Genomic DNA, 15,193 nt, shown 5'->3' on the forward strand with positions numbered 1-15,193 from the left:
TACAACATAGCATCTCCCTCCTTGACGACTGCCTCCTTCGATCATTATCATGAAGAGTAGACAAGTGCCCTATGAGTGTCGACAAGGAGGGGTTTCACAATGTCAACAGCCCAGTATTCTGACCACGATAGCCATCAAAAAGACGATCAGGTCTCTCAAAAACCCTCCACTACCCTGACAACAACTACAACCACAGTTCTAGACACACTTGCGCGTCCTTTGCGCGATCTACGCATCTCTGTGACAGACCGTTGCAATTTTCGTTGCACGTACTGTATGCCAAAAGAACTATTTGGACCAAACTTTGCATTTTTACCACAGAACGCATTACTTTCATTTGAGGAAATCACACAATTAGTTCGTCTTTTTGCACAACTTGGTGTGACAAAAGTACGTCTCACAGGCGGAGAACCACTCTTGAGACGAGATCTATATAAACTGGTCGAGATGATCCACCATGTTCATGGTATAGACGATATCGCACTTACGACCAATGGTTCCCTGCTTACGCCAAAACTTGCGCATACATTAAAAGAAGCTGGACTACAGCGCGTTACGATCAGCCTGGATTCACTTGACGATGAGATTTTTATGCGCATGAACGATGTATCTTTTCCTGTCCAAAAGGTGTTAGATGCCATCGCCGTGGCAGACGATGCAGGTCTCTCTCCCGTAAAAGTGAACATGGTCGTGAAACGTGGCGTGAACGACAAAGGGATTCTTGCGATGGCCGAACATTTCCGCAATACTCCTTATGTGCTGCGCTTTATCGAATATATGGACGTTGGCAACAGCAACGGTTGGAGAATGGATGACGTGGTAACAGCAAGTGAGATTTTGTCTACCATCGGAGATGTTTGGCCACTTACACCCATTGATGCTTCACGCCATGGCGAAGTAGCCACGCGCTACCGGTATGCAGATGGACTCGGAGAAATCGGGGTGATTGCCTCCGTGACGCGCGCCTTTTGTGGCGGCTGTACGCGCGCAAGGCTATCATCTGAAGGGCAATTGTACACTTGTTTATTTGCAGGAAAAGGTCGAGATCTGCGTACGCTTCTGCGTAGCGGTGCAAGTGAGCAAGAGATTGTCGAAGTGTTAGAGAATATCTGGCACATACGCAACGACCGCTATTCACAGCTACGAACAGAAGCGACACCACATCTCCCTAAAGTTGAAATGTCACACATTGGTGGATAGTGCATACTTGTTTTCTACAAAAGACTTTTCATATAGTTGACTGTACATGCCACCTTGCGCGAGCAATGTTTCGTGCGTTCCTGTCTCGACGATGCGGCCACGATCTAACACAATGATCTGATCCGCATCGCGTACGGTGGATAGACGATGAGCGATGACAAGCGTCGTACGATGGGTGGCTAGTTTTGCAAGGCCCTGCTGCACCAATACTTCTGTCTGACTATCCAGACTGGCTGTCGCCTCATCGAGGATCAACACACGTGGATTTTGTACGGCGATGCGCGCAAACGAGAGTAGTTGCCGCTGTCCCATCGATAGATTGGCACCCTTTGCGAGAATCTTCGTATGATATCCTTCTGCTAAGTGCAGAATAAATTCCTCTGCCCCAACAGTTTGCGCCGCTTTGATGACCTCATCTTCAGTTATTTCCTTGCGAAATAATCGAATATTATCGATCACCGTGCCGCTAAACAAATGAACATCTTGTTGCACAATGCCGATCATGCGCCGCAAGTCCTGCTGACGATACTGTTTGATGTTTACGTCGTCAAGCAGTATATTGCCTTCATCCACCTCATAAAAGCGAGTCAACAAACTCATGATGGAACTTTTCCCAGCCCCTGTCGCCCCGACAAATCCGATTAGCGATCCTGGTTGAATACTAAATGACAGATCTTGTAGGACATATTCATCCTTTTTATAGCCAAATGTCACATGGTCAAATTCAATTTTCCCATTCCCTGATCCAATCGCTACAGGTTGATCCACATCACCTATCGCAGGTGTTGTAGCAAGCAAGCGTCCAATGCGATCTGCTGCAACGATTGACGATTGAAGCGTGTTCCACTGCTGCGTAATGGAGTTAATTGGCGTGAAGAACTGTCGTACATAACTGATAAATGCGTACAACGTGCCAAACAAGATGGCTTTATGAAGTACTTCCCCGCCACCAATCCACACAACAAATGCAACTGCAACATTGCCAAGGAGTTCAAGTACACGGTTAAATTGCACAGAAACTTGGTACTCGTGAATATTCGCTTTGCGGTGACTTTGGTTTAGCGTGTCATAGCGTGCTGATTGACGACTTTCTTGATGAAAAATCTGCGTAATACGCATACCCGCCAAATTTTCAGCCAAAAACGCTACGATATTGGAAAGTCGCGTCCTTGTCGTTTGATATGCCGTACGCAGTCGTTTACGAAAGAGGATCGATATCATAAAGATCAGTGGAATCAAGATCATTGCAAATGATGCGATGCGCACGTTGAGTGCAAACATCATAAAAATAATCATGAGCAGTGACAATCCGTCACGGACCATACTCAAGAAAAATTGTGTAAAAAACTGACTAATCGTCTCTGTATCACTCGACACATTGGTCACAAGGCGTCCAATCGCGTTGTTATCAAAAAAACTCATAGCTTGGCGCTCAATATGTGAAAACAACTCCAGTCTAATCTTTCGAATAATGCTCTGCCCAGCATATTGTAAGATGATGAGTTGCAAGTAGTTTGTTATCAATCCAAGCAACACCGCACCTACGTAGACTGCAGTAATCACATATAGTCCATGAACATTGATGTGACTACCTGAGATATCGCGATCAATGGCGATCTTCACAAGATATGGTTGCAGTACGGAGGTTGCACTAAAGATCACAACAAGTACAAATACAACAGAAAACTGCAGCACATACGGGCGTGCAAATGGCAATAAGCGCAACAGACTACTCATGCCCTCACGTGGTTTGCGTTTCGTCGCACCTATGTCTATACTCACCCGGAAACCTCCCCATCTCCTTGTTGTAACTCATACAAGTTACGATACATCCCGCCTTTTCGCAGCAACTCCTCATGGGATCCTTTTTCCACTAAGCGCCCCGCATCTAGCACAATAATTTGATCAGCATGGCGTACAGCCGATAAGCGATGGGCGATGATGATCGTCGTCTTTTTTGCGCGCAATTTTTGTAAACGTGTGATCAATTGCTTTTCAGTATTCATATCCACTGCAGATAAACTGTCGTCTAGAATCATAATTGGGGCATTTTTTAACAGTGCTCGCGCAATGGCAACGCGTTGTTTTTGACCACCTGATAATGCGACGCCGCGCTCTCCTATCTGTGTATTCATCCCATCTTTAAACCGCATAATATCGTCGTATACTGCAGCATCTTTTGCTGCTTGTTCGAGCGCCTCCGTAGTAACTTCTGTCTCAGAAAATCCGATATTCTCCGCTATAGTCGTTGAAAAAAGAAACCCATCTTGCGGTACATAGGCGATCGCTTCGCGCAAATCCTGCACACATATCTTACGTACATCGACTCCATCCACAAACAGCGATCCAAACGGCGGATCGAATATGCGTGGGAATAAGTTAGCAAGCGTCGTCTTACCTGATCCCGTACGACCGACTATACCTACTGTCTGCCCAGGCAAAACTGTAAAGGAGATGTCCGATAGAGCCGGATGATCGCTATCTGCATACTGAAAGGTAGTCAATTGCACGTCGATTGCTCCGCGCACAGACGGCATAGCCACAGCGTCTTTATCGTCTACAATCTCAGGTTGCGCCCCAAGCAATATGCTAAGGCGCGTGAGAGAAGCAGATGCGCGTTGGAAATTATTTATTACAAATCCTATTTGCTGCAAAGGTGTAATAATCATAGCTAAATATAGGGTAAACGCAACGAATTCGCCCAATCTAATTTCATGATACACTGTTAGATAACCGCCATATAAAAGTGCAATAGCAAAACTTAATGAACCTAACAGCGGAATAAATGATTGAAACATCGCACTGCGCTTAATCATCTGCATCTGCGTGTGAACAATCTGCTCAATTTGTGTAGAAAATCGATTGGCTTCCACTTCTTCACTTGCAGTCGCCTTAATGAGACGGATGGCAGATAAGCTTTCTTCTGTGAATTCCGCCATATCAGATAGTGATTCTTGCACTTCGCGCGAAGCTACGCGAATCTTTGGACCCCACCAGATCACTAAAAGTGGCACAAAAAGAATGGGGATGATACTAACGAGTGTCAATTTTACACTGATCGTCGTAAATGTCATATACAAAGTTGCAATCAGTAAAAAAATAGCGTTGGTAAGAATATTGGCGCCACCTGAGAGTGCTTCGCGAACAGCCCTGACATCATTCATCGCGTGATTAAGCAAATCTCCAATACTGCGCTGACGATAATAACTTGTAGATAGTGATTCCCAATGCAAGAACAGTTTTTGGCGCAACTGGTATTCAAATATTCGACCACTGCGACCATTTAACAACTGACCTACACCGTATAAGAGTACATACGTCACGCCAATGACGAGAAGCTCTAGGGCATAGCGCATGACGAGCGACATACTGAGCGCACCCCGGGATAACGAATCAGTAAACTGACCAAGGACGTTTGGAAACTGTACGGAGACAATTTCTGATAAAATAATAGACGATATCGCAATGACATACGTCCATCGTTTGTCTATCAAGAATTGCCGTAACAGGTGCTTAGGATCTTCGATGGCAACTCCCTCCCGAAATGTTTTTGTCTTTTGCGATTATAACATAATTAAACGTTTACGTTAGATTTGGACGGTGAAGTTCGTGACAATCCATTGTTTACCCTACAGAGCTCGCAGCATACGAGCGCTGCTCACATTACTGGCGTTGTTGGCACTCGCTTTTTTACTGCTTCCATTTCTTGCGTTGTTGACGCATACATCATTTTCTTCCCTTGCGCAAACGTTTAATCAAGGCACCGGACAAGCCATTGAAACGTCTGTCTTTTCTACACTGATTGCGGTCGTTGTCATTGTTAGTTTTGGAACGCCACTTGGTTGGTTGCTTTCACGTCGCAAGAGTGTCTTTTGGCGCCTCATTGAATTTTTCCTTTACATACCTTTACTTATGCCACCACTGGTGATCGGCTTACTACTCGTCTACTTTTATGGTCCATATGGATGGATAGGACATTTTTTAGAAAATTATCAGATTTCCGCCACCAATAGTTTCTTAGCTATTGTGATTGCAGAAATATATGAAGCTATGCCGTACTTTGTCTTCTCTGCTATCGCCGCCTTTTCTCAAGTCGATCATCGCTTAGAGCAGACTGCAATGGCGCTAGGATTGACACCTTTCCATACTTTTAGGCGCGTCACACTTCCCTTATCCTTTCCTGGTCTAACCGTTGGGATCGCGATGGCATTTGCGCGTGCGCTCGGCGCATTTGGAGCCGTCATCATCGTGGCGTATGATCCCCATACGTTACCTGTGCAAATCTGGATTGCACTAGAGGAGCAAGGACTTCCTACCGCGCTACCAATCGCTCTCATCCTGATGTTCATCGCTTTACCACTTCCATTACTCGCCGTCTTTTGGCGTATCATCAGAGGTACTACTACCAAGTAAAGGAGACTTCCACCATGTGGTCACTACCTGTCCAAACGCTTGTCCCAGTAGATGAAGTTGCAGCCAAAACTCAGGATGTGTACGGCACATTGTATGAAGCCAATACGGTCGTCGGCAAAGCACTGGCTATTCTTTTAACGCACGATGAAGTGGCCAATCTACTGATCTGGCAACGCCATGTCTTTGCGATTGGGCATGAATTTTCAAGTGGAGCACCATTTGGATCAGGGGGTGAATTAGAGTGGTTAAGTGCTCATGTCAAGCGTTTACAAGTAACTGTCCCATTGGCTCAATTTATCTTACCAAACGGCACACAAGCCGCATGCGAACTTCGCCATGCAGCTGCAGTGTTGCAACGTGCAAGTCGCGAGATTTATCGCCTAAGTCGCATGCGGCCTGTTGGCAGTGTCAGTGTGAGTTATGTCGATCTTTCATCTGCATATCTCTTTTATCTAAGTTTAGTTATAAATGAAGAAGCCGGTTTTAATGAGATTCCTGCTCACTCTGCACCTATCCCTGAGTAACAGCCTGGTGCGAAGATTTGTAAAAATGACCTGTTGCAGTCGCAATGACATCTCCCTCTTCATCCGTAACAAGTGCCGTAAACAACGCTAACCGATAGCTATTTTGAGTTGGAACCACTTGACAGTGTAACATCCCAGAAACGGCTTGTTTGACAAAATTCACTGTCAGGTTTAGCGTCACTGCTTTTTTTAACTCACCATCAAGCAAAAAGGCTGTTTCCGCCATCGCCGTGTCAATGAAGGTCGTAATAACTCCACCGTGTACAATTCCATAGCGATTGAGTAATTCATCCCCAATTTGCATTTGATACATGTACTTATCTGCACCATCTCCTACAACTCGAAACTGCATGACTTCGAGCAAAAAAGCTAATGGTTGATGATATGTACGTTTTTTAGCTTCAATTAATCGATAAATCTGCTCTAATTCACCCTCACTCATCGTATCTAATTGAGCATTAATTTGATCGCGCATGGTCCTCTTCCCTTCTCTCTACCTTTTTGTCCTCTATGTAGCATATGCCTTGTATGAAAACAATGCCAGTTGTACAAACTACCCTAACATTAAATATTAGGAGATTGAGGTAATGGGAACCATTGTAGCTGTCGAAACGGCTGTACCTTCTTATACAGTGACAAGGGAAGAAGGAAAAGAAGTTGCACGCCGCCTCTTTGCAGATCGCTTTCGCGATATTGATCGCCTACTAGCCGTTTTTGATCATGCAGAGATTGAAAAACGACATTTTTGTGTCCCTTTAGATTGGTTTACTACACCACGAACATTTAAAGAGAAAAATGAACAGTATCAACATTCTGCAGTAGAACTTAGTGTTCAATCTGCACAAGCTGTGTTGTTAACTGCAGGAATTGCTGCCAAAGACATCGATGCCATCGTCTTTGTGTCTTCCACAGGCATTGCAACACCTAGTCTCGATACGCGCATCGCACAAATTCTTGGTATGCGCGAAGACATTGCGCGCATTCCACTGTGGGGGTTAGGTTGTGCCGGTGGTGCATCTGGTTTAGCTCGTGCAGATGACTATGTACAGGCACATCCAGAAGCCATTGTCCTACTTGTAGCAGTAGAATTGTGTGGCCTCACATTTGTGTATGGCGATGGATCGAAAAGCAATCTCATCGGCACAGCGTTATTTAGCGATGGAGCTGCATCCGTCATCGTAGTCGGAGAACAGCGCACACAAGATAGCGGTCAGCCATTTCACGGGCCGCGCATCGTTTCTTCAAAATCTCAACTGTGGCCTGCTAGTGAGGATGTGATGGGCTGGGATGTTCGAGATGAGGGCCTATCCGTAATTTTTTCACGCGATATTCCTTCACTCGTGCGCAAAGAAATGGACGATCAAATAAGCCAACTATTAGACGCCAATCAATTGACACGTCATGAACTCACTCAATTCATCGCACATCCGGGTGGAGCTAAAGTGTTACAAGCTTATCAACAAGCACTCGATCTTCCAGCAGACTGGTTAGATGAGGCACGGCTTGTCCTGCGTGAATATGGCAATATGTCCTCACCTACTGTCCTGTTTGTTTTACGACTTGTGATGGCTCATCTACGACATGATGCTATCGCCAATCACGGTTATGGCGTATTAGCAGCCCTTGGCCCTGGTTTTTCCTGTGAACAAGTCTTGCTTCACTTTGGTTCATAACATACGTTCACCATCTTTACGAGACTCATGGGATGGCACAAACACGTTAACATACGAGGAGGAGCCATTTTGATTGAACGTTTCGGTGTCATATTGATCGTTCTTATCATTGCACAACGTCTGCTAGAACTACGATTAGCTGCTAAGCATACAAAAAACGCGCGTCATGCTGGTGCGATAGAAGTTGATGCAAAAAATTTTTATTGGTTCTATCTTTTACATGCAGGTTTTTTTGCGTCCCTTCTCACTGAGATTTGGTTATCACGCTTTTCCTTGACAAATATCTGGATCCCAGCGTTAATCGTCTTTATAGGGGCACAATTATTGCGTATTTGGAGCATCGCTACGCTTGGTGGCAACTGGAATATTCGCATTTTTGTAATTCCCGGCACCACTCCAGTAACTCGTGGCCCCTACCGATATGTGCGCCATCCAAATTACCTTGCGGTGACGCTTGAAATACTTAGTCTTCCGCTCGTATTTCACGCATATGTGACAGCCATCGTCTTTTCAGTTTTAAACTTCTTCATTTTACGCAGACGCATCAGCATCGAGGAAGCGGCATGGATGCAACAGTCAGAGTATGCTACTCTGATGCACACACAAAAACGCAGTTGGTTCTCTCGTCACACTTCGTAGATGAGAGAGCAGTTGTTGTTACACGGAAGTGAGGTACAGACAGCCATTGTGGTTAGCATTTGTATTGATTGCCATCTTTCAAGGAATCTCAGGTTGGAATGATGGTGGGAATTTACTTGGATTATTCGAACATGCAGGAACAAAAACGCGCTTCTCACTCACGTTACTTATAATCGGTATCCTGTTTGGCCCCTTCATTCTAGGTTCACATGTAGCAAAAACAGTGGGTCAAGATATTATTCATTTGCACCACGGCGATATCCATGTTTTAAATGAGGCGTTGATTGCAACGCTTACCACGTTGCTCTTAACATGGCTTATTAAATTGCCCACTAGCACGTCTCTCGCTTTAATCGGAGGATTAATCGGTGCAGCATGGGCATCGCTCGGAATCCATGCCATTCATTGGACTGGTTTTTGGATGACCATACTATCCGTATTGCTATCTGTTGTATTTGGATTTATCGCAGGCTATCTCGGTTATCGCATAGAGCGCCATTTTAGACATCGCACACCTGGTTCACTTGTTTGGCTATGGCCGCGACTATCGTACATATTAACAGTTGTACAGGGAATTGCTTACGGTGCCAATGATGCAGAAAAGGCCATCGGGCTAGCTGCACTACTTCTGCTGATCGGACATGAAACGGCTCATTTTGCTGTAACCCCGATCATTGTATTTTGTTCTAGTGTTGTGTGGTTAGCAGGATGTCTCATCGGTGGGAAACGGATTGCAAAAACGGTAGGGAGCGCCTTTTTTACATTGAAGCCAAAGCATGTCGTAGCGATTCAAGGTGCTTCGGCTATTGTGGTGGTGGCAGCCGCAACACTTGGTGGACCTGTAAGCACAACGCAGACCAGTGACAGCGCATTATTTGGAGTCGGCCACGATCTGCACCATCAACACATCAATGCACGCAAAGTTGCTCGTATTTTTATCGCATGGGGACTTACGCTTCCTGTCGCATTGGTGCTTGGAGTGCTCACCGCACTGATCGCAAAAGTCATATAAGTATTACTTTCGATCCTCCAATGGTGCAGGTGTATGTAACTGCAGTGCAGTCTGCAACAAAGGATCGGTCAGTTGTATATACACATCTGGCAAGTGGAGATCTGTGATCGTTTCTGGTGCAACGATGAGGTCGTGAAAAGCGGTCGGAACGCGCGCAAATACTTGATCGATATCTTTGCACAATTGAGACAAATCTATATGCTCATAGACTGGCAAAGAGGGCGCAAGGTAACTTCGCGCACGCAACCACATAGCATATCCCCCTCTCACGTTGCCATTATGTAGATGATACAAACACACTGCGGCTTGAATGAGACCTTTTAGAACGATCGGCCGCCCCGTATCTAACCACAGAGATTCCCCGTACTCATGGCACTCATAATAGTCTTGCTTCTGATTAAAAAAATAAAGATAACTCATTAACCGATCATCCATGTCACATTGCCTCCACGTATGATTGTGCGTACGCATAACGTAACACATAACACAGCAAGCCCGCCAGGTATTCCCTAGCGGGCTTGCTGTGTCAAAGAAGCAATCGATAAGCCGAGTTCTGTTCCTCTCGTGCTACAAGCGGTGTCATTCGCAAAAAACAAAAAGCGTGTATCACCTCGCACTCTTGAGGTGGTAATCATCTATCTAGGCGACGTGTTACCACGCCACTCAAGCAACCTACCCGAGTGCGTGACGGGCCGCCACAATGCACTCCTATGCGGTCTTGCTCCAGGTGGGGTTTACCTAGCCGATGCGTCTTCGCACCGCTGGTGCGCTCTTACCGCACCGTTGCATCCTTGCCTGTGCGCTCACGTGAGAGCGCCATCGGCGGTCATCATGTCTGTGGCACTTTCCTTAGGATTACTCCCACTGGGGGTTACCCAGCACCCTGCCCGATGGAGCTCGGACTTTCCTCCCGCGCGACCTTTCGGCACTGCGCCGGCGATTACCTTGATTACTTCTTCGAAAATATATTAAATCACAGATTGGCCACTTTGCGCAACTATTTCCTTTGCGAACCTTTTGCGCTTAGGTGAATGGGATGATGGTAAGACGATGCTAGCTTTCGTGAGCATCGAACAAAGCTCTTCTGAACAAAACACTTAGTACGTGCGTCCTATATCATGAGCAAACATTCAAGGAGTGATATAATTGAATTGGGATGTGCAATTGTATTTTTTGATTTACCATATGCATAATTACACGCCGTGGCTAAATGGATTGATGATTGGCCTAGCTAAAGATGGCATTTATATGTATGCACTACTTCTCATTATCTATTGGTTTATTGGCCATACACATGATCAGCGGATAATCCATCGCGAAGCAGGATTATCCGCTGTAATCGTCGGTGTTTTGGGCTTACTAATCAACATCGTGATCTCACATATCTGGTTTCGACCGCGGCCATTTGTTACATTACACACAGTGCCGCTCATCCACCATGCAGCTGACGCGTCATTTCCAAGTGATCACGCCACAGGATCTGCAGGACTAGCCGGTGGAGCGTACTTAAGGGATCATACGATGGGCAAATTTTTTGCTGTCTTAGCTTTATTTATTGGTTTCTCCCGCGTATATGTCGGCGTTCATTATCCAACAGATATACTTGGTGGATTTATCGTTGGATTACTTTCGACATTTATGATAGCTTTGGCCAAGAAAAATGTAGACAAGCTTATTTATGCACTCATTGGCGTTTGGGAAACCATCGCTGCTGCATTTGTCAAGAAAAATACCTCACAAAAGTAACGATGTACACGAGCAAGAAGGGGCGTATGAGCATTTGACGGGGGACGACGAACTCCTTATCACTCTCGTTCGCCAAGCACAACTTGGAGAGGAATCGGCGTTTGCTAAGCTAGTTACACTCCGTCATCGCCATGCATACCAAACGGCATATGCGATCGTTCGTTCGTCACACGATGCTGAAGAAGTTACTCAGGATGCCTTTATTAAAGCCTTTCGTAAACTTCATACCCTAAAGGATCCAAGTGCTTTTTTAGCGTGGTTGACGACGATTGTAACGCGCCTTGCGATCGATCATGTGAGAACTAAAAAGCGCCATATAGCTGAACCGATCGAGAATATAGCAGATGTACCCGCGCGCGCTATTGATCCAACTTTGCGAACGATTCTTGAAGAAGCACTTGATCAGTTGACGCCCGCACACCGTGCCATCTTGATTTTACGTGAGCGAGATGGCTACGACTACGCGGAAATCGCCCGTATGTTAAATATTCCTATAGGCACTGTAAAATCTCGGTTAGCCTATGCAAAACAGTCTCTTCGCAACTTATTATAGTTACGTACATGCATCTTAGTAACAACATCTAAAGGAGGATCGCCATGCAAAACGATGATGATAAAAAGATAGATGAACAGCTCGATATCGCCATTTCAACTGCTCTATTATCCGCCTTTTTAGTTGAACCAAGCCACGATCTTTGCGCACGTATTCTAACAGCTACATCGCAAACACAAGTACAAAGGCGCAATCGACTAGCCATAGCCACTATGCTTTTTATCCTTATCGGCATCTCATCACCCCTTGTCCTACTCCTTCTCTTCACACCGGGGCGCACATTGGGATATGCTTTTTGGCGTTTGTCTATCAGTCTACAGGGCATGATGTTACAATACTCTGCACACAGTTCCTATGTGCCCTCCTTGCAGGCATTACTTACCACGGCTGTTTTACTGTTCATAGCTATGCTGTTAGCCTTATCTGCTACGCGTTTAGCACGCACAAGTAGGTGATGGGATGAAACGACAAATCACCATACCACAGCTCACAATCGTTAGTGTTCTGCTTATGCTAGTACTCATGCTGTCACCTATAGTGCCTGTCCACTTCGCTCATGCTGCAACAGGTAGCGAACGTCCTGTAACTAGCACCATATATATTCCTAAAAAAGAAAATATCGATACAGTAATCTCCATTCAACATCCTGTAATTGTCGATGGAATTGTGACCAATTCCATCATTGCAGTAGGTGGAAATATCTTGCTACGCCCCGGATCGTATTCTGCATTTGTGTTATCTATTGGGGGCAATGTGACTCAGGAACCTGGAGCTGTCGTATCTGAGGGGCTATTTGCAATCGGTCCAGATAAACGGATATTTACTACATTGACACTGGCTAGTTTTTTAAGTATTGGCTTGTACTTTATCAACACCAGTCTTGCTGCAGTTTTATTTGTCACCTTCGCAGCTGGCGGAAGTATCATTTTTAGACGAGATGAACGCATAAGTGCTTTTATTGGAAGGAAGTACATTCGATTGTTTGCGACGGGTATCACCATCACGATCATTCCTGCTATTCTAATCATCGCTAGCTTTGTGTCTCCAAGTATTTGGATGGCTACGATCGCGATCTTTTTACTGTATGCGCTATTAGGACTGTCTGGCATGATACTTGTCACCAATAAGATTGGACGAACCATTATCGACTTTACAGGGAGAAAAACGGGGCGCATTGCAGCTCTTTACGGAGCGATTGCCATTCTCTTAGTCACCAATTTACCGTTAGTGGGTATTCTTTCATTTCTTGCGCTATGGATTCTCGGGGTTGGAAGTATGTGGACTCTAATTCTACGCCCAAGTATTATTCGTATATAAAAAACACCTAAAGGCGAGCGGCTTTAGGTGAAAGATCGCTATAATAAGTCATGAGCAAGTGATTGAGCGCCATGCGATCCATATCCATACATTCCATGCGCTGTTTCGCACGAAGTGTATCACTCTCTTTAAGACTGTGTATAATCCATTCCAACTTCTTCAACTCTTCTTTTATCTGCGCCAAAACGTGAGGACACTGCATAGTTAGTCCTTGTAGACCAAATGTATACATCCATTGATCATGTGGAGCTAACTTCTGATAAGCCTCTCGCAAACGATTGGCATTTGGTTGCATGTTGCGCCTATCGACTTCCTGACTAAGGTCAAGTCGCATCACTTCATACCGCATCTGATTGTCTATCACGCGCTGATCTTCACTCAGGATATACCCTGCCTGCTCTGCGTAATAGCGCATGAGCCCACCATTTGCCATCGGCTGCAAAACAAGGCTCACATGACGATCAGATGCCAGAATTGTATCTGCATGCGCTGTTGTAAGTATATCCCACATCGTTTCAGCGCCCATCCCTGCAATGACAATCTGATCGACCTCATCCGGCTGTAACGGGGCTACACCATCGCCAAGTCGTGCCTCAATCTTATCTTGCATATGAGCTGCCATAATCGCTTGGCGCGTAACAGCGTAGGGACCTTCCACTACTTCTACTGCAATCGCAGCGTCTGCCTGGCCAGATGCAACGAGAGCGATAGGCAGTAGTCCATGATCACTCCCAATATCGGCGAAACAAGTGACTTTACCCATTTGTTTAGCTATCATCTGCAACCGCGTTGAAAGTTCTTTCATTCTCACACCACCACTTATCTCTCATGATACACATGCATATCCAAAAGTCATATAAAAAACTACCCTCTCACAGACACAAATAAAAGGCAAATGCCAAATATCTGTGTCGTGAAAGTGGCAGTCGGTATTATTTCTTACACATATAACACGGAGTTCATCTGATTTAACATCCAATTTGCCTTGCGATGACAAGACGTTGTACCTCTGATGTACCCTCACCGATTTCCATCAGTTTAGCATCGCGCATAATACGTTCCACAGGAAAATCCTGTACGTAACCAGCACCACCGTGAATTTGTACTGCTTGATCTGCAGCACGCATACATATTTCCGAGGCAAACAACTTAGCCATAGCTGATTCTTTCGTAAAAGGGCGATGCTGATCTTTTAACCATGCTGATTTTAACACCATATCACGTGCCAATTCAATGTGCATCGCCATATCAGCCAGCTTAAATTGTATAGCTTGAAACTTAGAGATAGACTGCCCAAACTGAACGCGTTCTTTTGCGTACTTTAATGCTGCCTCATAAGCTGACCGCGCAATGCCCACGCTTAGTGCACCGATACTTATTCTCCCACCATCAAGAGTATAGAGAAATTGCTTAAATCCTTCAGATTCACTGCCAAGTAAGTTTTCTGCTGGTATACGAACATCCTCTAACGATAATTCAGTTGTATTACTTCCGCGCAAACCCATTTTTTCATACGTGCGGACGATAGAAAATCCTTTACTATCGGTAGGAACAATAAAAGCGCCTATACGATTTTTACCGCGTTCATCTTTACCAACGACTGCAGTCACTACAATCGTTTTTGCATACCCTGCGTTGGTAATATACGCTTTACTTCCGTTAATCACATAAGTATCGCCATCACGCACAGCTCTTGTCTGCGTTCCACCCGCATCTGATCCTGCGTTTGGCTCAGTGAGTCCAAATGCTCCAAGTTCTTTTCCACTCGCAAGCGGGACAAGATACTTCTCCTTTTGCTCATGTGTTCCAAAATAGTTGATAGGTCCACAACCAAGCGAAACATGAGCGGCATAACTTAATCCCGTACTTCCACAAGCCCGACCGATTTCCTCAACAGCTAAAGCATAGGATATCGTGTCACCACCTGCGCCTCCATACTCTTCACTAATGGGTAAACCAAGTAACCCTAAAGCGCCAAGCTTTTCAAATGTCTCCACTGGAAATCGAGCGTTACGATCCACTTCTGCGGCTTTTGGCGCAATCTCACCCTCAGCAAATTCGCGTACCATTTTCACGATCATCGACTGTTCTTGCGATAAATCAAAGTCCATACATG

16 protein-coding genes and 1 other RNA gene are annotated in these 15,193 nt (G+C 45.2%); 10 read left to right on the forward strand and 7 right to left on the reverse strand.

Annotated elements, in window-relative coordinates; translation table 11 throughout:
• Nucleotides 1–174 precede the first annotated feature (174 nt).
• Nucleotides 175–1,200: a GTP 3',8-cyclase MoaA gene (gene moaA, locus MM817_RS00435; protein WP_419723363.1), complete on the forward strand. Its 1,026-nt coding sequence runs from the start codon at nucleotides 175–177 to the stop codon at nucleotides 1,198–1,200.
• Here the strand turns inward: moaA and MM817_RS00440 are convergent.
• Together MM817_RS00440 and MM817_RS00445 are read right to left on the reverse strand one after the other, a co-directional pair.
• Nucleotides 1,183–2,982 carry an ABC transporter ATP-binding protein gene (locus MM817_RS00440; RefSeq protein ID WP_241711473.1) on the reverse strand — a complete coding sequence of 600 codons (1,800 nt, stop codon included), beginning with the start codon at nucleotides 2,980–2,982 and terminating at the stop codon, nucleotides 1,183–1,185. The two genes, moaA and MM817_RS00440, sit on opposite strands and share 18 nt — an antisense overlap.
• Entirely contained in the window at nucleotides 2,979–4,694 is a 1,716-nt protein-coding gene (locus MM817_RS00445) for an ABC transporter ATP-binding protein (protein ID WP_241711474.1), read from the reverse strand. The genes MM817_RS00440 and MM817_RS00445 overlap by 4 nt, the downstream gene beginning before the upstream one ends.
• Nucleotides 4,695–4,809: 115 nt before the next feature.
• Here MM817_RS00445 and MM817_RS00450 point away from each other — a divergent pair, with 115 nt between their 5' ends.
• Together MM817_RS00450 and MM817_RS00455 are read left to right on the forward strand one after the other, a co-directional pair.
• Nucleotides 4,810–5,613 carry an ABC transporter permease gene (locus tag MM817_RS00450; RefSeq protein WP_241711475.1) on the forward strand — a complete coding sequence of 268 codons (804 nt, stop codon included), beginning with the start codon at nucleotides 4,810–4,812 and terminating at the stop codon, nucleotides 5,611–5,613.
• 14 nt (nucleotides 5,614–5,627) lie between these two features.
• Nucleotides 5,628–6,137, forward strand: coding sequence for a hypothetical protein (locus MM817_RS00455; RefSeq protein ID WP_241711476.1), 510 nt, complete (start codon nucleotides 5,628–5,630; stop codon nucleotides 6,135–6,137).
• Here the strand turns inward: MM817_RS00455 and MM817_RS00460 are convergent.
• The gene (locus MM817_RS00460; RefSeq protein ID WP_241711477.1) at nucleotides 6,124–6,612 is read right to left on the reverse strand and encodes a PaaI family thioesterase; all 489 of its coding nucleotides are present in this window, start codon (nucleotides 6,610–6,612) and stop codon (nucleotides 6,124–6,126) included. The genes MM817_RS00455 and MM817_RS00460 overlap by 14 nt on opposite strands.
• A 112-nt stretch (nucleotides 6,613–6,724) precedes the next feature.
• Between MM817_RS00460 and MM817_RS00465 the strand changes: the two genes are divergently transcribed.
• The 3 genes from MM817_RS00465 (at nucleotide 6,725) to MM817_RS00475 (ending at nucleotide 9,461) form a co-directional block, all read left to right on the forward strand.
• Nucleotides 6,725–7,810 (forward strand): type III polyketide synthase, encoded by a 1,086-nt coding sequence (locus MM817_RS00465; RefSeq protein WP_241711478.1) that lies wholly within the window; start codon nucleotides 6,725–6,727, stop codon nucleotides 7,808–7,810.
• Between the two features lie 69 nt (nucleotides 7,811–7,879).
• A complete protein-coding gene (locus tag MM817_RS00470) occupies nucleotides 7,880–8,449 on the forward strand; it encodes an isoprenylcysteine carboxyl methyltransferase family protein (protein ID WP_241711479.1) in 570 nt (189 codons plus the stop codon).
• Nucleotides 8,450–8,495: 46 nt separating this feature from the next.
• Complete coding sequence (locus MM817_RS00475; protein WP_241711480.1) at nucleotides 8,496–9,461, forward strand: inorganic phosphate transporter; 966 nt, start codon at nucleotides 8,496–8,498, stop codon at nucleotides 9,459–9,461.
• A gap of 3 nt (nucleotides 9,462–9,464) precedes the next feature.
• Here the strand turns inward: MM817_RS00475 and MM817_RS00480 are convergent, their stop codons facing one another.
• Together MM817_RS00480 and rnpB are read right to left on the reverse strand one after the other, a co-directional pair.
• Nucleotides 9,465–9,896 carry a DUF309 domain-containing protein gene (locus MM817_RS00480; RefSeq protein ID WP_241711481.1) on the reverse strand — a complete coding sequence of 144 codons (432 nt, stop codon included), beginning with the start codon at nucleotides 9,894–9,896 and terminating at the stop codon, nucleotides 9,465–9,467.
• A 91-nt stretch (nucleotides 9,897–9,987) separates the two neighbouring features.
• Nucleotides 9,988–10,418: RNase P RNA component class A (rnpB, locus tag MM817_RS00485), an RNA gene on the reverse strand.
• Nucleotides 10,419–10,607: 189 nt separating this feature from the next.
• Between rnpB and MM817_RS00490 the strand changes: the two genes are divergently transcribed.
• Genes MM817_RS00490 through MM817_RS00505 form a run of 4 tightly spaced genes read left to right on the forward strand, consistent with a single transcriptional unit; the run spans nucleotide 10,608 to nucleotide 13,077 of the window.
• Nucleotides 10,608–11,207, forward strand: coding sequence for an undecaprenyl-diphosphatase (locus MM817_RS00490; RefSeq protein ID WP_241711482.1), 600 nt, complete (start codon nucleotides 10,608–10,610; stop codon nucleotides 11,205–11,207).
• Nucleotides 11,208–11,241: 34 nt separating this feature from the next.
• A complete protein-coding gene (locus MM817_RS00495; protein WP_241711483.1) occupies nucleotides 11,242–11,760 on the forward strand; it encodes an RNA polymerase sigma factor in 519 nt (172 codons plus the stop codon).
• A 44-nt stretch (nucleotides 11,761–11,804) separates the two neighbouring features.
• A complete protein-coding gene (locus MM817_RS00500) occupies nucleotides 11,805–12,215 on the forward strand; it encodes a hypothetical protein (protein WP_241711484.1) in 411 nt (136 codons plus the stop codon).
• A 4-nt stretch (nucleotides 12,216–12,219) separates the two neighbouring features.
• Complete coding sequence (locus MM817_RS00505) at nucleotides 12,220–13,077, forward strand: hypothetical protein (RefSeq protein ID WP_241711485.1); 858 nt, start codon at nucleotides 12,220–12,222, stop codon at nucleotides 13,075–13,077.
• Nucleotides 13,078–13,084: 7 nt separating this feature from the next.
• Here the strand turns inward: MM817_RS00505 and MM817_RS00510 are convergent, their stop codons facing one another.
• A complete protein-coding gene (locus tag MM817_RS00510; RefSeq protein ID WP_241711486.1) occupies nucleotides 13,085–13,882 on the reverse strand; it encodes a tRNA (adenine(22)-N(1))-methyltransferase in 798 nt (265 codons plus the stop codon).
• A 163-nt stretch (nucleotides 13,883–14,045) separates the two neighbouring features.
• Nucleotides 14,046–15,188, reverse strand: coding sequence for an acyl-CoA dehydrogenase family protein (locus MM817_RS00515; protein ID WP_241711487.1), 1,143 nt, complete (start codon nucleotides 15,186–15,188; stop codon nucleotides 14,046–14,048).
• Nucleotides 15,189–15,193 lie beyond the last annotated feature (5 nt).

Origin of the sequence: Sulfoacidibacillus ferrooxidans (assembly GCF_022606465.1) — a bacterium.
Lineage (GTDB): Bacteria > Bacillota > Bacilli > Alicyclobacillales > SLC66 > Sulfoacidibacillus > Sulfoacidibacillus ferrooxidans.

Bases quoted from the DNA above. Each gene is read 5' to 3' on its own strand.
- MM817_RS00500 (WP_241711484.1), top strand. From the start codon at position 11,805: ATGCAAAACGATGATGATAAAAAGATAGATGAACAGCTCGATATCGCC.
- MM817_RS00460 (WP_241711477.1), bottom strand. From the start codon at position 6,612: ATGCGCGATCAAATTAATGCTCAATTAGATACGATGAGTGAGGGTGAA.
- MM817_RS00515 (WP_241711487.1), bottom strand. From the start codon at position 15,188: ATGGACTTTGATTTATCGCAAGAACAGTCGATGATCGTGAAAATGGTA.
- MM817_RS00465 (WP_241711478.1), top strand. From the start codon at position 6,725: ATGGGAACCATTGTAGCTGTCGAAACGGCTGTACCTTCTTATACAGTG.
- MM817_RS00505 (WP_241711485.1), top strand. From the start codon at position 12,220: ATGAAACGACAAATCACCATACCACAGCTCACAATCGTTAGTGTTCTG.
- MM817_RS00480 (WP_241711481.1), bottom strand. From the start codon at position 9,896: ATGGATGATCGGTTAATGAGTTATCTTTATTTTTTTAATCAGAAGCAA.
- MM817_RS00455 (WP_241711476.1), top strand. From the start codon at position 5,628: ATGTGGTCACTACCTGTCCAAACGCTTGTCCCAGTAGATGAAGTTGCA.
- MM817_RS00510 (WP_241711486.1), bottom strand. From the start codon at position 13,882: ATGAAAGAACTTTCAACGCGGTTGCAGATGATAGCTAAACAAATGGGT.